This is a genomic window from Wenzhouxiangella limi, assembly GCF_010499265.1.
GTDB lineage: Bacteria > Pseudomonadota > Gammaproteobacteria > Xanthomonadales > Wenzhouxiangellaceae > Wenzhouxiangella > Wenzhouxiangella limi.
Map to the genome: position 1 here is coordinate 223061 of NZ_JAAGSC010000040.1, position 21181 is coordinate 244241.

Here is a 21181-nt window from a genome sequence, read left to right on the forward strand (position 1 = left end):
CATGTCGATACTTGAATTTTCCCGTGGACCGATGCTCCACTTTGCACTGCTGGTCTTCGTGTTCGGCGTTCTCTGGAGGCTGGTGGCCGTACTCATGCTGGGTTTCCGCAAGCGCTACAGCGAAGAGCGGAACTCCAACGACAAGGCCTTGATGGTCGGCGGCGCGACCTGTGGTCTGCGTTCCTGGCCCCACAAGGAGTTCATCGGTCGAACCGCGTTCGGTGAAGCGGTCGGCTATGGCTATCACATCGGGCTTTTCACCATTGTTCTGCTCGGCGGCCCGCACGTGATCTTCTGGCAGAACCTGTTCGGGTTCTCGGCCCCCTGGTGGCCGACCTTGCCCGGTGGCCTCATCACGGTGGTGTCGGTGCTGACGGTCATCCTGATGCTGATCGCGACGATTCGCCGCTACATGCACAGGCCGCTGCGCCAGATCTCCAACTTTGATGATTACTTCACCCTGGCCATCCTGTACGCCATCATGATTTCCGGCCTCTGGGCGGTTCTGGGCGGACCGGGCCGATACGAGTACATCCTCGCCGCCCACATCATTTCGTTCAATCTACTGTTGATCTGGTTCCCGTTCGGAAAGCTGATGCACGCGTTCTATATCTTCCCGGCGCGATTCGTTAACGGTTACCTGCATGCCAAGAAGGGAGCTGCCACATGAGCACTACAGCCACTCAAGCATTTGCCGGCGCAGGCGCCGCCAACGACAACCGCACTGCGGAAGAGCGCGTTGAAGGTGCCATGGGCGCATTCGCCAGGAGCTTCGGCGCCACCGTTGCCTGGAACATGGAGTCCTGCATTCACTGCGGGATGTGCGCCGACGCCTGCCATTTCTACATCGCCACCGGCGATGCCAAGTACACGCCGATCTGGAAAGCCGAGATGTTCAAGCGAGCTTTCCGCCGTGAGTCCGGAGCTTTTGCCCCGTTCTTCAAGGTCCTGGGTCTGAAGAAGAAAGTGACCCTGAAAGACCTGGAAGAGTGGCAGGAACTGCTGTTCGACAGCTGCAACATGTGCGGCCGCTGCAGCCTGATCTGCCCCATGGGTCTGGAAGTCGCCGAGCTGATCGAGATCGGTCGTCGCGGCATGTACGAAGCGGGCCTGGCACCCAAGGAGCTGGCCGACCGCGCCGCCCTGCAGGCCGAAACCGGTGTGCCCGAAGAGGTCGAAAAGCCGTACGCCGAACTGCTCAAGGAGATCGGTGAAAAGCACGGGGTCGACGTTGTCCTCGACAAGGCCAAGGCCGACATCATGGTCTGTGCGCCGCGTAACGATCTGAACCGCAACCCTTCATCGGTCGCAGCCATGGTCAAGGTGCTCAACAAGCTGGGTGCCGACTACACCTTCCGTTCCGACGCCATCGTGGCCGAGAACTACGGTTACTATGCCGGCAGCAACGGTCTGCAGAAGAAAATCGCCAAGCGGGTCGTTGATCAGGCCAAGAAGATCGGCGCCTCGCTGGTGCTGGTCCCCGAGTGCGGCCACGCCTATTATTCATTGCGCTGGCAGGCGGCCGAACTGATGGGTGAAACCCTGCCGTTCAAGGTCCGCCACGTCACCGAGTATCTGGCCGAACAGGTCGAAGCCGGCAAGCTCAAGCTCAACAAGGTCGATGGCCTTCCGACCGCCTTCCACGATCCCTGTCAGATCGTGCGCAAGGGTGGCGTGACCGAAGCGCCGCGGACGCTGATGAGCGAACTCGGCGTGAACCTGAAGGAAATGTTTAATCACGAAGGCTTCAGTTTCTGCTGCGCCGGTGGTGGCGGGATGAACGATATCGAGCGCACTCGACCCCTGCGCCTGAAAGCCCAGGAGGTCAAGCTGCACGAGGTCGACGATACCGGCGCCAAACGGTTCCTGACCTCCTGCTCGGACTGCCGCGTGGCGTTCGACGACGCCGGCGAACATTTCAATTGGGACAAGAAGACCGAAAGTCTGGTCGAGCTTGTCGCCGACAATATCAAGGAGTAGTAACCCATGGCCATGTCGAATGGAACCGTTGTCGTCGATCCGGTAACCCGCATTGAGGGTCACCTCCGGATGGAGGCAGTCACAGAAAACGGCAAGATCACAAAAGCCTTGAGCTCCGGGACCATGGTGCGTGGGCTGGAGATCATTCTCAAGGATCGCGATCCGCGCGACGCGTGGGTTTTTACCCAGCGTATCTGCGGGGTCTGCACCCTGGTGCACGCCATCGCTGCCGTGCGCGCCGTTGAGGATGCGCTCAAGATCGAGATTCCGCCGAATGCGCAGCTGATCCGCAACCTGATGATCGGCGCGCAGTATGTCCACGACCATGTCATGCACTTCTATCATCTGCATGCCCTGGACTGGGTGGACGTGGTGTCGGCCCTCAATGCCGATCCGGCCGCGACTTCGCAGCTGGCTCAGTCGATCTCGGATTACCCGCGCTCTTCGCCCGGTTATTTCCGCGACGTCCAGACCAAGGTTCGCAACTTTGTCGAATCCGGTCAGCTGGGCATCTTCGCCAAGGGCTACTGGGGTCATCCGGCCTACAAGCTGCCGCCTGAAGCCAATCTCATGGCGGTGGCGCACTACCTGGATGCCCTGGAATGGCAGCGCGAAGTGGCCAAGCTGCACGCGATCTTCGGCGGCAAGAACCCGCACCCGAACTTCCTGGTCGGCGGTGCACCTTGTGCCATCAGCGTGCACGCCGACGAGCCGGGTGCCGGTCAGACGTCGGTCAATACCACCGGTCTGCAGAAAGTGGCCAACATCCTGGAGCAGATCAAGACGTTTGTTGATCAGGTCTATGTCCCCGATACGCTGGCCATTGCCTCGTTCTACAAGGACTGGTTCAAGACCGGCCACGGTGAAGGTCTGGGTAATTTCCTGAGCTATGGCGATTTCCCGACCAACGGCTACTTCGACCCGAGCAGCCTCATCATTCCGCGTGGTGCGATCCTCAACCGCGATCTGTCGCGCATTCACGAGGTCGACCTGCACGCCGAAAACGAGATTCAGGAGTTCATCTCGCACTCGTGGTACGACTACGAGGGCGGCAAGGACACCGGGCTGCATCCGTACATCGGCGAGACCACCCTCAACTACGACGGGCCCGATGCCCACTACGACAACCTGGACATGGATTCGACCTACACGTGGCTGAAGGCGCCGCGATGGAAAGGACATTCCATGGAAGTCGGGCCGCTGGCGCGCGTGTTGATTCTCTATGCCTCCGGTCATGAGCCGACGGTGGATCTGGCCAACTACGCGCTGGGTCAGCTTGACCTGCCGGTCGAGGCCATGTTCTCGACCATGGGCCGAGTGGCCGCGCGGACGCTGGAGACCAAGATCCTCGCTGACATGATGGACGGCTGGTTCACTGATCTGAACGTCAACATCAACGCCGGGGATACCCGAACCCAGAATTCCGAGAAGTGGGATCCGGGCACCTGGCCCAAGGAGGCGCGGGGCGCCGGCTACATGGAAGCTCCACGCGGTGCCCTGGGTCACTGGGTGGTCATCAATAACGAGAAGATCAAGAACTGGCAGGCCGTTGTTCCGACCACCTGGAATGCCGGTCCGCGCGATCCGGAAGGAAAGCCTGGCGCCTACGAGGCTTCTCTGGTCGGCCACGATCTGCATGATCCGGATCAGCCGATCGAAATCCTGCGCACCATTCACAGCTTCGATCCCTGCCTGGCCTGTGCCGTGCACGTGGCCGACACGGACGGGAACGAACTGGTGCAGGTCAAGGTAAGCTAGAATAGTCCGCTCATGGCGTACTGAAGAGAAAGCCGGCACCGCTATATGCGTGCCGGCTTTTTTTATGGCGCACCATAAGCAGTGTCTAAATTATGTGAAAAAAAGGCATCAATTACGGGTTTTTGCTTGCCAAGAGGTTGCTGGGTTCTGTAGTATCGAACGCAGATGGGATTGAGGTTTAGTCACCAAGGAGATGGGGATGATCACGCAATACGCTAGAAATTGGGCTCGCCTGGGTACCGTTTGCGGTGCCGCGCTGGCCGTTTTGCTGTTTTCCGCTTCGGCGTTCGCCGAAAGCTCCGATCGCGGCGAGTTGCGCGAACAGGCGCGACCGGCGGCCACCGAGCGAGTGCAGGGAGCTCAGGGTGTGGCTGTCAGCGAGGAGGAGCAGCGTTTTTACAAGGGCATGCCCGACAGCTTCCGCGAAGTCTACGATCCCGAAGGCAAGCTCCCGGTTGAAGAGCCGGTTGACGCGCGCCTGGAGCGTATTGGTGACCGGACCCGCCTTCCCGAGGAAGTCCGTCCCTTCATTGTCGACGTCACCTTTGACGGCGCGGTGCCGACGCTCTTCTTTGAAGTAGCCGATGAAAACGGTGCCGGTGTAGCTGATATCGAGTCCGTGCGCATCGGGGTCACAGCCGTGAAACTGGCGCCGGGCAGCGACGGCAAGACCGACCACTGGCAGGGCTATTTTTACCGTGACGACAACGGTGTGACCGATGCCCAGGTTTCGACCTACGGTGGCGGAACCCTGGAGAATCTGGGTGGAGGCAACTACAGTTTCACGCTGGATGTCGGGCTTGATGAGGTCTCTGATATTCCGTTCGAGCCGCAGTTGACCCACCGCATGGGTATCGAGTTGCGCAACGTGGAAATTCTGGGTCAGCAGCTGTCCAACAGCCAGTCCGGTGATTCCTGGTTCGAAATCCAGCCGGCGACCGGCGAAACCGAGGGCATTCCCACGCGGCGTATCGCCACGCAGGAAAACTGCGTCGGCTGCCACGCCAGCGAAGAATTTTCCTTCCATGGCGGTCCCCGCAAGACGGTGGAATACTGCGTCACCTGCCACACCGATGGCGATATCGACGGCGGAACTGGCAACTCCATCAGCTTCACCACGATGGTGCACGCGATTCACTCCCCCGAGCTGCAGGATGAACCGTATGCCGTCGTCGGTTTCGGTGACCGCCTCCATAGCTACGAGGGCGTGACCTATCCCCAGGATGTTCGCAACTGCACGACCTGCCACAGCCCGGACAATGAAGCCACGCCACAGGCCGAGTGGGTGGACGACCGGGGTACTGCAGAGCAGTGCGCTTCCTGCCACACCAACCTGGCCTTTGACGACACCGGTCTGACCAACGGCAACCGCCAGCACGCTGCCGGCGCGCAGCCCAATTCCACTTGCGCCGCCTGCCACTCCAAGGCCGGCCTGATGGAATCCAACCTCGAAGCCCACGTCATTCCGAGCCAGGCTGCCGCGAAGCGCTTCCAGTACAACGTGCTCGAGGTGACCAACACCTCCGAAGGCGACTCGCCGGTCGTGACCTTCTCGGTCACCGATCCGACCAACGACGATGCGCCCTACGACATGACCACCCACCCGGCGTTCTCGGGCTCGGGCGAGGCCAGCGTCAACATCTCCTTCGTCTGGCCGAACGCGGACTTCACCAACGTCGCCAACGACGATGGCACCGACGTCACCGGCCGCCCGGTAGCCCAGGCGCGCCGGATCGCGGTTGCTCCCGGCAGCGGCTTCGAGCTGCCCACGGGCGTGTTCGACAACGGCGACGGTACCTATACGCTGGATTCGTCCATGCTCAACCCGCCGATCGTGATTCCGAGCACGACGCCGGCGCTGGGCTCGGGCTCCATCCTGATGGAAGGTCATCCCGCCGGCGACTTCAGCGGTCAGGTCGGGGTGTTCGAAGACAGCGTGCCGGTGACCAGCGCGCTGGTGCCATTCGCCATCAACGATGAAGAGCCGGCCGCTCGCCGGGTCGTCGTCAGCCTCGAGAAGTGCCAGGACTGCCACAACGTCAACGACGGTCTGGCGTTCCACGGCGGCAACCGCGCGGACAACAACGAAGCCTGCGCGTCCTGCCATAACCCGAACTCCACCGATCTCTACCGGCGTCCGGCCGATCCCGACGGCGTCGCCAACGGTGTTAGCGAGGCCACGGTGGACGGTCTGGAAGAAGCGACGGTGAACTACGCGTACATGATTCACGCCATCCACGCGCCCGAGGTCCGGGAAACCGAGTACACCGCCTACGGATTTGGTGGCACGCCGCACTCCTACGGTGAGGTGACCTATCCGAAGCGCGACGGCGATTGCCTGGCCTGCCACGTGGAAGGCACCTACTACGGTGCGCCGGAAGGTGCTTTGGGCACCACCGTGAACTCGGGTGCAACGGTTCTAGAGGAAACACCACAGTTCTTCCTGGGCGCGGCTGAGTACGCCCCGAGCGAGGAGGTGGCCACCAACTGGAACGACGACAACAAGTTCAGCCCGCAAGCCGCGGCCTGCGTCGCCTGCCACGATTCCGAGATCGCGGTCGAGCACATGTCGGTGCGCGGTGAGGGCGGCATCTCCTTCGGCAACTCCTTCCTGGACAACCCGGACCCGTTCGACGATCCGGATACGCAGGAGCGGATAAACAACGCCGGGCCGGAGAACTGCGTGTTCTGCCACGGCCAGGGCGCGTTCGCCGATGTTGACGAAGCCCACGGTCTGAAATAACCGCGGAGAGCCCAGGCGGGCGCGGCGAAATGTCGCGCCCGCATTGAAGAGGAAGACCGGCCCGCCGGCGCTCAAGGCGCGGCGGGCCGGAAACTTTACGGCACCAGCCGGACAGACGGGAGACGGGGATTGATTGCTAGCAGCAGGATTCTGGGATTCACATTCGCGCTCGTGCTGATTGGCGCATCTTCCTGGGTGCAGTCGGCCGACGAGGAAAACCTCGAGTACTCCAGCTACGGCGCTCAGCAGTGCCTGTGGTGTCACTCCGGCGCCGAGCAGGCCCACTTGATGGATTTGTTCGAAGGCCCGCACGCCGTTCGCGCCGACGAGCGCTCGCCGTTCGGCGAAGGCCAGCTGCAGTGCGAGGCCTGCCACGGTCCGGGCGGAGACCACGTTGGCCCGATCGTGGCTGGACGCGAGCGCCCGCCCATGCCGGCCTATGGACCCAACGCGTTCTGGACGGTGGACCAGCAAAATGACATGTGTACGACGTGTCACCTGGACCAGGGGCACAGTTTCTGGGACGGCAGCGAGCACCAGCGCTTCGAGGTCGGCTGCGCCGACTGCCACAACTCGCACGAACAGCGCGACCCGATGAGCCTGGCAACCAGCCAGAACGCGGTGTGCATGGACTGCCACATCTCGCAGCGCTCCCAGGCGCAGCACGCCTACGCCCACCCCGTGCGCCACGGCGAAATGGCCTGTGCCGATTGTCATGCCCCGCACGGCTCGCCCAACGAGGCCATGCTGACCGATCTCAACGTCAACCAGAACTGCTATACCTGCCACGCCGACAAGCGCGGGCCGCACCTGTGGGAGCACGCGCCGGTGGCCGAAGACTGCACCAACTGCCATCAGCCGCACGGCTCGAACCACCCCGGTATGCTGACCCGGCGCGCGCCGCTGCTGTGCCAGTCCTGCCACGGCCGAGAGAGCCACGTCGGCATCGGCATCACGGCCGACGGCCTGCCGGACAACAATCCGTCGAACCTGCTGCTGATGGACAGCTGCATGAACTGCCATACCCAGGTGCATGGTTCGAACCATCCCTCGGGTCGGGCGCTGGCGCGCTAGGCCGGGAGAATGAGCATGCAAAAGACATTGACGCTAACAACGCTGCTGCTGCTCTCGGTCGGCCAGATCGCGCTGGCCGAGACGGCAGCCAAACCCGACACCAGCGAGTGGGTGTGCGAACTGTGCCCGTTCAGCGATGGCCTGAACGGCGATGTCGCAGCCGGCCCCGGCTACGTGTCCGACGACAACCCGGATTTTGGCAATTTCGGTGGGCTGGAAGAAGAGGGCGCTTTCGTCGCGCTGGAGGGCGATCTCTGGTACCGCGGTGATGATGGGCGTTACTTCTTGGCCTACGGCGATCGCCTGGGTCTGGACAGCCGGCATCTGGCGCTGGAAGGCGGCCGCCAGGGCGGTTACCGCCTGGCCCTGGACTGGAAGGAAATCCCCTGGATCTGGTCGGATGACGCGCGCACCTTCTACAACGGCGCCGGGACGTCCAATCAGACCCTACCGGCCGGCTGGGTCACCGGCAACACCAGCGACATGGCCTTGCTGGAACCCAACCTGCGCGACATCCGCATCGGTCACCAGCGCGAGACGGTCAAGCTGGGTGCGGAACTGACCCGTCCCTCGCCGTGGCGCTCGCGGGTCGATTTTCAGCACACCCGCCGCGAGGGCAACTTCGTCAAGGGCGCGAGCTTCCTCTTTACGGGCACCGAGCTGGTGGCGCCGCTGGACGAGGAAACAACCCTGGTCGAGGCCGCCGTGGGCTATGTCCGCGAATCCTGGCAGCTCGAGGGCGCCTACCAGGTCTCGCTATTCGAGTCCAACGACAATTCCGTGCGCTGGGACAACCCCTTTCCCTCCTTTAACGGCGGCGACCGCGGCGAGCTGAGCCTGGCGCCGGACAACGAGTTCCACCAGTTCGTCGTCAGCGGCTCGTGGCGGCCATCGCGCGCCTGGAACGTCGCCGGCCAGGTGGCGTTCGGGCGCGCGACCCAGGACGAGGCCTTCCTGGCCCCGACGCTCAACGACAGCCTTGCCGTGCCGGCCTTGCCGGTGACCAGCCTGGATGGACAAGTCGATACCCGGATCGCCAATTTCCGCGTCAACGGCCATTTTTCCGATCGCCTGCGCGGTCGGCTGGTGGTGCGCTACGACGACCGCGACAACGCCACCGACCAGAACCTGTATACCGCCGCCGTGACCGACACCTTCGTGGCCGGCCCGTTTGCCAATCAGCCCTATAGCTATGAGCGCCGCAGCGCCGAAGCGGCCCTGGACTATCGCGTCCGGCGCGAGCTGATCCTGACCGCCAGCGCCAGCCGCGAGGCCACCGACCGCGATTTCCAGGAAGTCGGCGAGACCACCACCAACGGCTTCAGCCTGGGCGCGCGCGCCAACCCCGACGAGCGCCTGACCGTGCGCGCCAAGATCGCGCGCGAGTCGCGCAGCAACGATCTGGATCCGGCCCTGCTCAATCCGTTCGAGAACCCCGCGCTGCGCCGCTATCACTTCGCCGAAAAGGATCGCGATCTGTTCCGGCTGGCCGCCGACCTGGCGATCAACGAGCGCTGGACCGCCGGTGCGTTCGTGGAACTGGCCGAAGAGCGCTACGACGACACCATGATTGGACTGAGCGAAGCCGACAGTCAGCAGTTCGGTCTGGACCTGTCGGCCCGTTTCGGCCGCGCCATCACCGCCAGCGGCTTTGTTGCCCGCGAGTTGCTGGACGCCGAAATCCTGGGCGCGGACAACATCATCGGCGCGCCGTGGCGCGCGACCACGGACGATGAATTCCTCACCGCCGGGCTTGCGCTGGACTTTGCCGAACTTCCCGGTCGCTGGATGAACGCCGGCCTGCGCCTGACCTACGCCAGCGCCGACGGCGAGATCCAGATCGAAAAGCGCGGTGACGCGCCGCCGTTCCCCGAACTGCAAACCCGCCGCTATCTGCTCGAAGCCGATATTGAACGCGAGCTGGGCGAGCGCCTGAGCCTGAACCTGGGCTACATGCTGGCGCGGGCGCGCGAGGACGATTTTTACCGGGATGGCGTCGGGCCGACCACGTTGCCGAACTACATCAGCCTGGGCAAGGTCTCGCCCGACCGAACCGTTCACGTCTTTCGGATGATGCTGCGGTACCGCTTTCAATAGATTTTGATCCGGACTCGACTATTATCCGCGGATGAGTGTTGCAGCGACCGTCGCCCGCTCGGCGCGACCGAACTTCCTGATTCTGACGCCGGTCTGTATCTTTCCGGCGCTGGCGGCCGCGCACGCTGACGGTTACTCGCTGGCCCCCCTCACTGCAGCGCTCATCGTGGTTGCCGGCGTGCTTGCGCATGCCGCCGTCAACCTGATCAACGAATGGGACGATTTCCGCTCCGGGCTGGACATGACCACCCAGCGCACGCCCTTCAGCGGCGGCAGTGGAGCTCTGCCGGCGGTGCCGGCGGCATCCTCGGCGGTACTCGCCGCCGGCCTGACCGGCCTGACCGCCAGCGCGCTGATTGGCGTCTATCTGATGGCGCAGTCCGGGCCCGGTCTCTTGCTGCCGGGCGTGGTCGGTATCGCTCTGGTGGTGGCCTACACCGCCTGGATTACCCGCAGGCCGTTGCTGTGCCTGCTGGCGCCCGGCCTGGGCTTCGGCCCCATCATGGTCGCGGGCAGCTATTACGCCGTGACCGGCCACTATAGCGCCGCCATCCTCTGGGCCTCGCTGACGCCAATGCTGCTGGTCAGCGGGTTGTTGCTGATCAACCAGTTTCCCGACGTCGAGCCCGATCGACTCCACGGCCGTCGTCATCTGCCCATCCTGCTCGGCCAGGAGGCCTCGGCGCGGCTGTTCGTGGTGGTACTGATGCTGGCCTACCTGGTACCGGTTACCGGCGTGCTTGCCGGCGTTTTGCCGATGCCGATGCTGCTGATCCTGCTCGCCGCGCCGGCCGCTTTCATGGTCGGTCGCAAGGCGCTGCTGCACGCCGATGATCCCAAAGCCCTGACCCCGTGGCTGGGCCTGAACGTCGCCACCCTGATGGCGACCATTGTTCTCATGGGCGTTGGTTTTCTGCTGGGCTGATCGGTCCTTCGACGCTACCAGAGCTTTACTTTGCAGACTCGTCATCATGGCCGGCGCAGAGCCGATCACAGAGTGCTGCCAGACCCTCCAGCGAATGAATCGCGCCGGGCATTTCGGGCAGGCGGACCAGCCCGGGCACGCCCTGCGCCTCCAGCGCATCAATCGCCCTGGTCTGGACACGGGCCAGCCGCTCCAGCGCTGCCTGCCAGTACTCCACCCTAGCGGCCAGTTGTTCGCTGGCGAGAGCATCGGGCACGACCGGTGCCTTGTCCTGCAGGGGCGGGAGCCAGCGATTGACCACGACATTGCCGACCTTGATGCCCATCTCGTCGAGCGCCGCCGAGAATCCGCAGGCCTCTTCCAGCTGATGCGGGTTGGCGCCGGTGACGATCAGGAAAGCCGTCTGGCGGTCGCGCAAGAGTTGGCGGGCCCGGGCCGACTGTGCGCTGAACGGTTCAAGAATGGATTCGGCCACCTCGAAGAACTCCGTGATGTCGCGAATCACCTGGGCACCGGTCAGGCGCTCCAGGGTGCGAAACAACACGTCGGTGACCCGGAAAAACCCGCGCCCGGCGCGCCCGCTGAAGGTCAGGAAGATGCGGATCAGGTTGGAGTCGAAAAACGCCTGTAGACGTTCCGGCGCGGTGAGAAAATCAATCGCCTGGGTGGTGGGCGGTGTATCGAGAATGATGCGGTCGTAGTCTTGGCGGCTCGCGATTTCCTCGAGCTGCTGCATGGCCGCATATTCCTGGCTGCCGGACAGCCGCCCGGCGATGTTCTGGTAGAGCCGGTTGTTCAGGATCTGTTCCCGGCGTTCGGCGTTCGGTGCGTGGCGCTCCACGGCGCGGTTGAGCGTGCTGCGCACGTCCAGCATCATGGCGTGCAGTTCGCCACTCACCGCGCTGCCGCCGCTGTTGAGCCGCGGGGTCACGTCCTCGGCTTCGGGGCCGATGCCGTCCAGGCCCAGCGCGGCGGCCAGCCGCCGCGCCGGGTCCACGGTCAGCACCAGCGTTCTATGCCCGGCGCGGGCCGCGGCCAGGCCAAGCGCTGCGCTGACGCTGGTCTTGCCGACGCCGCCGCTTCCGCCGACGATCAGAATGCGATGCCTGGCGATGCTGGTCTCGATCATGTCCTGGCAAACTCGTCGATCATGGCGTCCAGCAGTTCGGCTTCGTCGGTGAGCGGAATCCACGGCGCGCGAAACATCGGCACCTGGCTTGCCGATAGATGGTTTGCACGCGCTTGCTGGCTGCACCGCCGGTCTTCCAGCCAGCTCAGACGCCTTCGTGATGCGTCATCGCCGGCCACAAGCGAGTCCAGTTCGGTATCGGGTTCTCCGCCCAGCCAGTCGCGGTAGCGGCTGGACTCATCCTGTCCAATGTTCGGCAGGACTTCATTGCAAACGATTGCCTCGAAGCGATAGTCGGTTTCATCGTGAACGTGGCTGAGCAGATCGCGGGTTTCGTCGACCGGCAGCTCATCCAGCGTGGTGACGGCAATCAGCCCGGTCAGGGCGCGGTCGCCGAGGATGGCGTCGATCTCACGGGCGCGATCGGCCACGTTGCCGCTTTTGACGATGTCCAGCGCGGCCTGCGGGAAACGCAGCATGGCCAGCGCATGACCGGTGGCCGGTGCATCGAGAACGATCCGGTCCCAGTACGGGCTCCGGCCGCGACGGCGGCCCAGTTCATACCAGATCTTGCCAAGCGGAATCAGCGAGTCCAGGCCGGGCAGGGCCCCGGTCAGGACCTGAAACAAGGTATTGCGCGCAATCAGCCGGGTCAGGAACGGGATTTTGAAGGCCACGGCCAGGTATTCCTCGATGGCCGGCTGCACGCGCAGGTTCATCCCCCATAACTGGTCCTGGACCGGTGCCAGTTCATAGCGCGGCTCGAAGCCAGGGAAGAAGTGACCGCCGCGCGGCGACTCCGACATTTCGACCCACAGCGTGCGCTCACCGCGCCGGGCGGCACGAACAGCCAGTGCGGCGCTGATCAGGCTTTTGCCGACCCCTCCCTTCCCGGTCACAAACAGGAAACGCCGATCGAAGACCGCTCCGAGTTCGGTCTGAAGCAATGGACTGGACACAGGCTTTCAGGCGCCGGGAGGCAGGAACAGTTCGTGGCTGTCGACGAAGACCCGGTAGGAACGAAGCGGACCTGGCGACATCTCCTCGAACTCGAAAACCGACAGGAAAGGGAAGGCGAAATGTCGATGGTCGGCCGCGCGCTGATAGTGAACGACGCCTTCAACCAGCACGTCGCCGTCGGCCAGCCAGTGCTTGAGGACCTCGTGACGGATGGCGTCGAGCATGGTAAAAATCGATTGCGCCCCTTTGGCAACCGCAGTCGGGCCGACCAGGGGCGGCTGGTTGGCGAACCGGAATGCACCACCGACAGCGAAATGACCGGCGAAGCCTTCGGCATCCATGCGATCGATGGCCCGGAAAAAATGCTCGACCCAGTCCTGGGAAGTCGGTGCGGCGCTGCCCGGCTTTTCCGTCGGGTTCATTTCTGCTCGTTCTCCGCTGGGGTTGAAGTGGAACTCTGCAACGTACAATAACCGGATGGACAGCAAGAAATCGACACTTTCCCGGCGCGAGCTTTTCGGGCGCCTGACGGGACGCTCCCGCAGCGAGGCGTCGGCCGAGAGGTCGCCGGATCAGCACCCGTCGACCCTGCGCGCCGATGAGCTGCTGCGAGCCGGTGATTACCAGAAAGCTTCAGAGCTCTATGCCCGACTCACGCTGCGCGAGCCCGATTTCCTCGAAGCATACCGCAAGCAGGGCTGGTGCTACCTGAAGCTGGCCAAAACGGCCGAAGCCCGACAGGTGCTGGAAAAACTGCTGGAGCAGCAGCCCGAAGACGCCACGGCACTGCTCTATATCGCTTTGAGTCATGCCATGGATGGTTCGGCGGAAAACGCGGTCACGGTCTTGCGCGATGTCCACGATTACAACCGCATCGTGGTTCAGCGCGAGGTCAACCTGATTCAGTTTTTGACCGACAGCGCGGAAATGCCGAGCGCCGAGGACCTGGTCGAGCGGATCGAGCGCGTGATCGCCGAGCAGAATCGGATGCCGGGAACGGTCGGCGTCTATTTCTGAGCGCTGCGGGGATCACGTCGCCCGCTCGGCGATCGAAATTCGCCAGGTTCTTGGCTGGCGGACTTGAGCCGGGCCAGCCGTGCTCGGGCTAAAGCCCGCCGGCTGCGGTTTCGGCCTGCTTCTCGTAGTCGCGCCGCGACATGCCGTGGGCAACGCCGTCATGGCAGTCGATGCAGGTCTGGCCCTCTTCCTGGGCGCGCTGATGCAGCATCCAGGCCGGGCGGCTCTGGCCATCTTCGGCCATGGCTTCCCACTCGTGACAATTGCGGCACTCGCGCGAGTCGTTGGCCTTCATCTTTTCCCACACGCTGTGGGCCATGGTCGGCCGGTAGTCGTCGTATTTTTCCTGGGTGCTGATCTTGCCCATGAAGTGGGCCGGCAGTTCGACCAGGCCGGCGTTGATCTTGACCCCCATCTTCGGGAAATACTCATCGGGCACGTGGCAGTCCTTGCACTCGGCCCGAACCCCGCTGGCGTTGTTCCAGTGCGGCCCCTCGGCAACCGCCGGCAGAACAAAGGCCTCCATCTCATGGCAACTGGTGCAAAATGCCGTGCTTGAGGTCGCATCGATGACGGTCATCTTGGTCTGCCAGCCGGCGATGCCGACGACCACGCCGATGATGACCAGAATCCCCGCACCGACTTTTGCGGCGGGCTGGGTGAAAAGATTCCAGACCCAGCGGAAGAAGCGGACGATGAAGTTCGGGCGGTTTCCCTGCTCAGCCATGACGTGGTCTCCCTGATGATTCCACGCCAGCATAGCCGTTTCGCTGATCGGATCAATTGATCCGGATCAAACGCACTTTCCAGATCGGCAAACATTGCCGGATCGCCAAGCGATCCGGCGGCTTTTTTCGGTCAGCGGCGCAATCAGCGCTCTTCTAGCGCATCCTGGGTCCACTGCCAGGCCGCGACCGTGGCCGGGAAACCGACCGAGTTCATGCCCAGCACCACCGCGTGTTCGATTTCCTCGCGGGTCAGCCCGTTTTCGATTCCGCGCCGCACGTGCGACTTCAGCGCCGACTGCAGGCCGGCACCGGCGCACACGCCCAGCTTGACCAGGGCGCGGGACTTTTCGTCCAGCGGTCCGGCGTCGTCGAGCGCGCTGCCGGCCTGGCGATGGGCCGCGGCCAGTTCCGGAAAACGATCGGTGAAGCGGAGAAAAGTCTTGGGAATGTCGTTGCTCATGCAAGGCTCCTTAGCTTTGGGTTGAGTGCGAGTCGGCGGCAGCCTGCCAGGCAGGCAGGCCACCGCGCAGCCCGCGGATGTCCTGGTAATCGAAGCTTTTGAGGATCTCGGCTGCCGTGTGACAGCGAACGCCGCTTTCGCAATAGACGACGCAGCGCGATCCGGCCGGCGGGCTGATCCGCCCGCTCTGCAGTTCCGAAAGCGGCAGGTTGTGCGCGCCCGGGATGTGTCCGGCGGCGAATTCGTCGCGCTCGCGCACGTCGAGGAATGGCCAGCCGGCCAAAGCCCTGGCCTCGGTCACGTCGATTTCGCGCAGAACGGGTCGGGGGGCTGACTGCAGCACGATGTCGGCCGGCGGCTGGCCGCAGGTACCGCAGTCGGCGCGGCGTCGAACTGCCATCACGCGACTCTGACCATCCCGGGCGTCCATGACCCACAGGCGCCCGAGCAGGCCCTGCATGCCGGTTGACTTGCCCACCAGCAGCTTGATCACCTCGGAGGCCTGCAGCGATCCGGTCATCCCGACCAGCGAGCCGAGCACGCCGGCCTCGGCGCAGTTGGGGACCCAGCCGGTCGGGGCTTTTGGAAACAGGCAGCGCAGGCAGGGACCCTGCCCGGCATAAAACACTGTGACCATCGCTTCCATGCCGGTGACGGTGCCATAGACCAGCGGCCGGTTGAACTTGACGCAGGCGTCGGCGACCAGGTACTTGGTCGCGTAGTTGTCGCTGCCGTCGACGATGACGTCGTGGCTTTTCAGCAGCACTTCGACGTTGTCCAGGTTCAGCCGCGCGTCGATGGGGTCGACGCTGATGTCGGGGTTGAGGTCGCGCAGCCGATCGGCGGCGGCGACGGCCTTGGGCCGATCGAGGCTGGATTCGCCGAACAGCACCTGGCGTTGCAGATTGGTGCGGTCGACGCGGTCGTTGTCGATGACGGTGATCTGACCGACCCCGGCCCCGGCCAGATACGGCAGGACGGCGCAGCCGAGGCCGCCGGCGCCCACGCAAAGCACGCGACCGGCACCGATCCGGGTCTGCCCGTCTGGACCGATTTCGGGCAGGATGAACTGCTTGGCATAGCGGTCGCTCACGTGGTCACCGACCGAGTGCCATCCAGGCGCTGCCGGACTTCCTTTAGTTCCTCGAGACTGCCGACGTTGTCCAGACCGTCGTCGGGCAGGGAGGCCAGCACCGGCAGTCCCATCCGGGCGACCAGCGCCTGCACCGAACCGGTCTCGTTCAGCGTTTCCAGCACGATCTGCGCCAGCGCCGGCTTGTTCACCACAGCCAGCGGCAGCGGACCCAAATCGAAGACGGCGCCGCTTCCTTGGAGTTCGGCAATTTCGGCCAGGCGGGTCAGGGCACGGGGATTGAGCGCCGGCATGTCGGTCGGAACGATGACCAGGGTCTGACCGACCAGGTCCGGGTGTCGCCGCAACACGGTGGCAAGCCCGCCGAGCGGTCCCTGGCCGGGGTGTAGGTCATCGAGGCTGCCGCTGTGCTGCGCTGCGCCCGAAACGATGATCCGCTCAAACCCGGCCCGCTGCAGAATCCGGCGGGCCTGGTCGAGCAGCGAAACGCCCGGCCGCCAGTTCCAATCGGCCATGCTGTCGCGACCGCCGGCGAGGACGACGCCGACGCGCTCAGCCGCTGTTGCGCAGGGCATGACCCTTGATCCATTCGCTGTCGCCGTCGGTGTAGTGCTCCTGCTTCCAGATCGGGGCGCGGACCTTCATCTGTTCGATCAGGTAGCGACAGGCTTTGAACGAGTCGTCGCGATGGCCGGAACTGACGGCCGTGATCACGCTGGCCTCACCGACCGCCAGACGACCCAGGCGGTGCACCAGGTAGACGTGCAGGTCCTGGCCCCACTGCTCCATCGCTTCGGCGCAGATTTCGCCGAAAATGCTGCGGCACAGCTGAGGATGCAGGTCGTAGCTGACCGCGGTGACGTTGCGGCCGTCGTTGATGTTGCGAACGCGGCCAACGAACAGGTCGGCGGCACCGTGGGCGTCGCTGGAGCAGTGGCTCAGTGCGGCCAGCGGATCAAGCACGGCTTCGGTGATATCGACGTGGATCATGAAGTTACTCCGAAAAAGTTTCTAGCCGCCGCAGACCGGCGGCAGGATGGAAACCTCCTGCTCGGGCACCGGATCCTGATCATCCAGTACCGCAGTGTCGGTGGCAAAGGCCGAAGCCTTGAGCAGCGAACGGGCGTTTTCGCTTTCCAGCGCCGCCTCCATGGCCTGTCGAAGGTCAGCCACGCGGCCCTGTTCGGGAATCTCGACGGTCAGGCTGCTTTCCGGATGGCTCTGGCGGAAAGCGCCGAACAGCCTTACGTTGATCGATCGATTCATCCGGGTTGTCTCCTTAGATGAGCGATTCATTCATGATCCTCCGCCGTTGGCGCCTCGAAGCCCGGCGGCAGCGGCGGCAGGCCGTCGGGATGCAGAAACAGCCCCGACTTGCCGCCTTCCTTGAGCAGCAGCCGGATGCCGTCGATGGCGAGATCGGCCTGGACCTGCTTGGCCAGGTCCCAGATCGTCATCAACGCGCCGCTGACGCCGGCCAGGGCCTCCATTTCCACCCCGGTGCGGGCCGAGGTCGAGGCCTGACAGAATACATGAACCCCCGGCAGGCTTTCATCGGGGCGGAAGGCCACGGCGACGTGGTCCAGACCCAGCGGGTGACACAGCGGGATGATTTCCGCGGTGCGCTTGGCGGCCAGCACCCCGGCCACTTCGGCCAGGCGCAGCGGATCGCCCTTGGGCAGGGTGCCGTCGCGCACCTGCACGAAGGTTTCATTCGACATGCGGATGTGGCCGGTGGCTATGGCACGTCGGCGGGTAACCGCCTTGGCCCCGACATCCACCATGCGGTAGTGACGACGATCGGACATCGCTGGATTCATCCTCCGGTGCTGGCCAGGTGCGGGGTATCTCCGACCCGGCCCTGGTGCAGAAAGTGAGTGGGCGGTTTTTCGAACAAGGCCTTCATGATATGGCTTTTGAGGGCCTCGGTTTGATCGTCGTCTTGCAGGAGTGCGCGCAGGTCGGTGCTGCCGTTGCCGAACAGGCACAGTTTCAAAGCGCCACGGGCGGTCACGCGCAGGCGGTTGCAGCCGTCGCAAAAGTGCGCGGCGTACGGCGCGATCAGGCCGATGTGCCCGGCGTGATCGGGATGGGCGTACTCCACCGCCGGACCGGCTGCGGGTCCGCGCCGGACCGGCTGCCAGCCGCCGGCTTCCAACTTTTCTCGGATTCGGCTGCCGGGAACGTGGTGGCGCTGGAAATAGGGCTGGTTGTCGCCGGTCTGCATCAGTTCGATGAAGCGCAGGCTGATCGGCCGGTTGCGCACGAAGTCGAAAAACGCCGGCAGCTGGTCGTCGTTGAGCTCGCGCAGCAGGACGGTGTTGATCTTGACCGAGTCGAATCCGACCGCCAGGGCCTGGTCGATCCCGTCCATGACCTGGGCGAAGCGACGATCGCCGGTAATGCGCCGGAAGCTTTCACCCTCGAGCGCGTCAAGGCTGATGTTGACCGCGTTCAGGCCCGCCGACTTCCACGCAGCCGCATTCTTGGCCAGGCGATAGGCGTTGGTCGTCATCGCAACCCGCTCGACGCCGGGCGTGCCGGCGACGGCGCTGAGGATCTCGGTGAAATCGCGCCTGACCGTCGGCTCACCGCCGGTCAGGCGCACCTTGAAGGTGCCGAGCTCGGCAAACGCCCGCACCAGCCGACGGATTTCGGGGACGGTCAAGAAACCCCGCTTCGAGCCGCGGAAGCCATCCGGAAGGCAGTACTGGCAGCGGAAATTGCAGACTTCGGTCAGTGAAAGCCTGAGGTAGGAAAAGCGCCGGCCGAACCGGTCTTGCAGGGTCTGCACTGGAGTGCTCCTTTTCAAGAAAGTTGGAAGGCAAGGCCGTTTCCGGCGTTTGCCCCGGCCTGGGCGACACGCAGGTGCCGCTTCGGCGGTATCCCTGCCGTGCCCGTCAGCGGCTGATCGAAAGCCGATGCCGGGGGTAGGCCGGGATACTCGGAGACGTTGTATGCCGGTCAGCGTACGACGATTTGCCCAGGGTCGGCTTGACTCAGGTCAAATCGTCGGGTTCTGCTCGATGGCGGGTCGTGGGCCAAGGGGGTAAGATGAAGCCAGCAAAACGAGTTCGGAGTAAAAGCGGGCAATGGACAGCGCGAGCCTGGGGCTGGAAGTCGGCGATTCGCTGCAGCTGCAGTTTGTCAACGATACCGTTGGTAATCGGCACTATGTGAAGGTGGTGGGCTGCTATCCGGGCCGCAGCATCATCGTCGGCACGCCGCAGGTCGGCGGTCGCATCATGCTGGTTCGCCAGGACCAGGCCGTGATCGTGCGCCTGATGATCGGCAACGACGTGGTCGGCTTCAACTCCACGGTGCTGCGCAGCTGCGCGCGGCCCTATCCCTACCTGCACCTGGCGTTTCCAAGGGAGTTGCAAAGCAGCAGCGTGCGCAAGGCCTTGCGCGTCAGCCTGGATTCGGTGGTTTCCATCCGGCGCCTCCAGGGCGATGATCAGCCGGATCGGGCACATTCGGCCTTCGCCGGGCGCACCCGCGACATCAGCACGACCGGGGCCCTGGTCAGCAGCAGCAGCCGTCTAGGCGGCGTCGGTGATCGACTGGCGGTGGCGATGCGCGTGGCCGTGGCCGGCTTCGGCGAGGAAATCCGGCTGCGAGCGACCGTTCGCAACACCACCGTGCTGGCGGCAGCGGACGATGCGGCGGGCACGCTGTATGGCATCGAGTTCGACTCGCCGGAGCGGCGCGAGGCGATTCTGCTGCACGGGCATGTCTACCAGACCATCCTCCAGCACATGGGCAAGATGGCTGCGCCGTTTTCTGATTTGCCGGACGAAGAGCCTGCAGAGTCGCTGGAAGAGGATTCCTTCCAGCCCTGAGACCGGATCATGGCGTTCCCGCTCTGCGGTCAGGCTGATCCGGAAAACACGTAGCCGGCGGTTAGCTGCTGCACGGCGTGGTGAAAGTCGGGCGAGGGGCCAATCACGATCAGGCCGACGTCGTAAAGTTCCGGGTTGGCCTCCGGACGGCACCAGCGCACCTCGGCCTGGAAAGAAATCGGTTCGCGGGCGCCGGTTTCTTCCGGCGGCGTGAAAGCCAGCGCGAGCGTTTGCCCTTTCTCGAAAGGTTTCTCGGTGACCAGCATCAGGCCCTGCTCGGAAATGTCGACCAGGTGGCCGATCAGGTCGTCGCCGCCCTGCTTGAAGACCTTCAGATAAAGCACCGGCCGGTGTCGAGGATGTTTTCGTTCGTCGAGCATGGCCATCAGTATAGCGCCCGAGGCCGGCAGGTCGAAAGGCTGCAGCGCGGGCCGGGCTCGGGGATAATCCGCGCATGAGCAAACCTACGCCGCCCTGGACGACGGTTGCCTGGCATGCCGTCCGGCCGCATACGCTGCCGCTGTCGCTCGCCCCCGTACTGGTCGGCTCCGTGGCCGGCTGGGCCGATAGCGGGGTGGTGCGGCTGGACGTCTCTCTGGCCGCGGCCTTGTCGGCGGCCTGCATGCAGATCGGTGCGAACCTGCAAAACGACGCGGCCGACGCCCTGGACGGCACCGATGATGCTCATCGGGCCGGTCCGCCGCGCGTCACCGCTCTGGGCTGGGCCAGCCCGCGTGCGGTGCTGGCTTCAGCCTGGATTTCATTTGTGCTGGCCGTGCTGGCGGGCATCTACCTGGTGGGTATTGGCGGCTGGCCCATGGTCTGGATCGGCCTGCTTGCGGTCACGGCCGCCTGGGCATACTCCGGGGGACCGAAGCCGATCGCACGCGGGCCGTTCGGGGAAGCGGTGGTGCTGATCTTCTTCGGGCTGGTGGCCGTGGCCGGTGTGGCCTGGTTGTACAGCGGAAACCTGACGGGACCCATGATCACGGCGGGGCTGGCCGTCGGTTTGCCGGCGTCTGCCGTTTTGACGATTAACAATCTGCGCGATCTGGACGGGGACCTTCGTGCCGGAAGGCGAACACTGGCGATTTATCTGGGGCCAAAAGGCGCGGTGCGCGCCGTGGGCATTATGCTGGTTTCGGTCGCGCCGGCGCTTTCCCTGCTGGCGCTGTGGGGACGCCCCTGGGCAGGCGCGCTGCTGGGCCTGCCGGCGCTGGCTTTGGTGCCCGGGATCCTGCGCAGCCTGCAGCCTCCGATCACAGCCGCAGCCTGCAACGCCAACCTGAAGCGGACAACGCGCTTTCAGATGGTGCTGAGCCTTGCCATGAGTGCGGGTATGATTCTAGTCGCGTTTGTTGACCGGACGATCTGA

General features: G+C 64.2%; 22 protein-coding genes and 1 riboswitch. Of the genes, 10 read left to right on the forward strand and 12 right to left on the reverse strand.

Translation table 11 applies throughout. The annotated features are described in order from the left end of the window. Position 1 precedes the first annotated feature (1 nt). The 7 genes from G3I74_RS08210 (at position 2) to G3I74_RS08240 (ending at position 10577) form a co-directional block, all read left to right on the forward strand. Positions 2-670, forward strand: a complete 669-nt coding sequence (locus G3I74_RS08210) for a respiratory nitrate reductase subunit gamma (protein WP_164211097.1) — start codon at positions 2-4, stop codon at positions 668-670. Then, positions 667-1980, forward strand: coding sequence for a (Fe-S)-binding protein (locus tag G3I74_RS08215; RefSeq protein WP_164211098.1), 1314 nt, complete (start codon positions 667-669; stop codon positions 1978-1980). The genes G3I74_RS08210 and G3I74_RS08215 overlap by 4 nt, the downstream gene beginning before the upstream one ends. 12 nt (positions 1981-1992) lie before the next feature. Further along, positions 1993-3738, forward strand: a complete 1746-nt coding sequence (locus G3I74_RS08220) for a nickel-dependent hydrogenase large subunit (RefSeq protein ID WP_164211210.1) — start codon at positions 1993-1995, stop codon at positions 3736-3738. A gap of 199 nt (positions 3739-3937) precedes the next feature. After that, positions 3938-6481, forward strand: coding sequence for an OmcA/MtrC family decaheme c-type cytochrome (locus G3I74_RS08225; protein ID WP_164211099.1), 2544 nt, complete (start codon positions 3938-3940; stop codon positions 6479-6481). A gap of 171 nt (positions 6482-6652) precedes the next feature. Then, positions 6653-7555, forward strand: a complete 903-nt coding sequence (locus G3I74_RS08230) for a DmsE family decaheme c-type cytochrome (RefSeq protein ID WP_164211100.1) — start codon at positions 6653-6655, stop codon at positions 7553-7555. Between the two features lie 15 nt (positions 7556-7570). Then, a complete protein-coding gene (locus G3I74_RS08235; RefSeq protein WP_164211101.1) occupies positions 7571-9652 on the forward strand; it encodes an MtrB/PioB family decaheme-associated outer membrane protein in 2082 nt (693 codons plus the stop codon). 31 nt (positions 9653-9683) lie between these two features. Continuing rightward, positions 9684-10577 carry a prenyltransferase gene (locus tag G3I74_RS08240; protein ID WP_164211102.1) on the forward strand — a complete coding sequence of 298 codons (894 nt, stop codon included), beginning with the start codon at positions 9684-9686 and terminating at the stop codon, positions 10575-10577. Positions 10578-10602: 25 nt separating this feature from the next. On the opposite strand, the gene G3I74_RS08245 is transcribed toward G3I74_RS08240, so the two are convergent. Genes G3I74_RS08245 through G3I74_RS08255 form a run of 3 tightly spaced genes read right to left on the reverse strand, consistent with a single transcriptional unit; the run spans position 10603 to position 13088 of the window. Next, positions 10603-11706 (reverse strand): ArsA family ATPase, encoded by a 1104-nt coding sequence (locus G3I74_RS08245; RefSeq protein WP_164211103.1) that lies wholly within the window; start codon positions 11704-11706, stop codon positions 10603-10605. Next, positions 11703-12665, reverse strand: a complete 963-nt coding sequence (locus G3I74_RS08250; RefSeq protein ID WP_164211104.1) for an ArsA-related P-loop ATPase — start codon at positions 12663-12665, stop codon at positions 11703-11705. Before G3I74_RS08250 ends, G3I74_RS08245 begins: the two co-directional genes overlap by 4 nt. 6 nt (positions 12666-12671) lie before the next feature. Beyond that, positions 12672-13088 carry a nuclear transport factor 2 family protein gene (locus tag G3I74_RS08255; protein ID WP_164211105.1) on the reverse strand — a complete coding sequence of 139 codons (417 nt, stop codon included), beginning with the start codon at positions 13086-13088 and terminating at the stop codon, positions 12672-12674. Positions 13089-13143: 55 nt separating this feature from the next. Between G3I74_RS08255 and G3I74_RS08260 the strand changes: the two genes are divergently transcribed. Next, entirely contained in the window at positions 13144-13683 is a 540-nt protein-coding gene (locus G3I74_RS08260; RefSeq protein WP_164211106.1) for a tetratricopeptide repeat protein, read from the forward strand. 88 nt (positions 13684-13771) lie between these two features. On the opposite strand, the gene G3I74_RS08265 is transcribed toward G3I74_RS08260, so the two are convergent. The 8 genes from G3I74_RS08265 to moaA all read right to left on the reverse strand — a co-directional run bounded on the left by G3I74_RS08265 (position 13772) and on the right by moaA (position 18758). Beyond that, positions 13772-14410 (reverse strand): NapC/NirT family cytochrome c, encoded by a 639-nt coding sequence (locus G3I74_RS08265; RefSeq protein ID WP_164211107.1) that lies wholly within the window; start codon positions 14408-14410, stop codon positions 13772-13774. Positions 14411-14553: 143 nt separating this feature from the next. Further along, positions 14554-14871, reverse strand: a complete 318-nt coding sequence (locus G3I74_RS08270) for a carboxymuconolactone decarboxylase family protein (RefSeq protein ID WP_164211108.1) — start codon at positions 14869-14871, stop codon at positions 14554-14556. A 10-nt stretch (positions 14872-14881) separates the two neighbouring features. After that, entirely contained in the window at positions 14882-15964 is a 1083-nt protein-coding gene (locus G3I74_RS16195) for a ThiF family adenylyltransferase (protein WP_164211109.1), read from the reverse strand. Then, a complete protein-coding gene (gene mobA, locus G3I74_RS08280; protein WP_164211110.1) occupies positions 15961-16539 on the reverse strand; it encodes a molybdenum cofactor guanylyltransferase in 579 nt (192 codons plus the stop codon). The genes G3I74_RS16195 and mobA overlap by 4 nt, the downstream gene beginning before the upstream one ends. Then, positions 16517-16954 carry a molybdenum cofactor biosynthesis protein MoaE gene (locus G3I74_RS08285; protein WP_164211111.1) on the reverse strand — a complete coding sequence of 146 codons (438 nt, stop codon included), beginning with the start codon at positions 16952-16954 and terminating at the stop codon, positions 16517-16519. Before G3I74_RS08285 ends, mobA begins: the two co-directional genes overlap by 23 nt. Before the next feature lie 21 nt (positions 16955-16975). After that, positions 16976-17230, reverse strand: coding sequence for a MoaD/ThiS family protein (locus G3I74_RS08290; protein WP_164211112.1), 255 nt, complete (start codon positions 17228-17230; stop codon positions 16976-16978). Between the two features lie 26 nt (positions 17231-17256). Further along, complete coding sequence (gene moaC, locus G3I74_RS08295) at positions 17257-17772, reverse strand: cyclic pyranopterin monophosphate synthase MoaC (RefSeq protein ID WP_239056738.1); 516 nt, start codon at positions 17770-17772, stop codon at positions 17257-17259. An 8-nt stretch (positions 17773-17780) separates the two neighbouring features. After that, entirely contained in the window at positions 17781-18758 is a 978-nt protein-coding gene (gene moaA / locus G3I74_RS08300; RefSeq protein WP_164211114.1) for a GTP 3',8-cyclase MoaA, read from the reverse strand. Next, a riboswitch (molybdenum cofactor riboswitch) is annotated at positions 18750-18926 on the reverse strand. It overlaps the preceding gene by 9 nt. Before the next feature lie 130 nt (positions 18927-19056). Here moaA and G3I74_RS08305 point away from each other — a divergent pair. After that, a complete protein-coding gene (locus G3I74_RS08305) occupies positions 19057-19806 on the forward strand; it encodes a flagellar brake protein (protein ID WP_164211115.1) in 750 nt (249 codons plus the stop codon). Positions 19807-19835: 29 nt separating this feature from the next. On the opposite strand, the gene G3I74_RS08310 is transcribed toward G3I74_RS08305, so the two are convergent. Further along, positions 19836-20186, reverse strand: a complete 351-nt coding sequence (locus G3I74_RS08310; protein ID WP_164211116.1) for a PilZ domain-containing protein — start codon at positions 20184-20186, stop codon at positions 19836-19838. A gap of 74 nt (positions 20187-20260) precedes the next feature. Between G3I74_RS08310 and menA the strand changes: the two genes are divergently transcribed. After that, positions 20261-21181 (forward strand): 1,4-dihydroxy-2-naphthoate octaprenyltransferase, encoded by a 921-nt coding sequence (gene menA, locus G3I74_RS08315; protein WP_164211117.1) that lies wholly within the window; start codon positions 20261-20263, stop codon positions 21179-21181.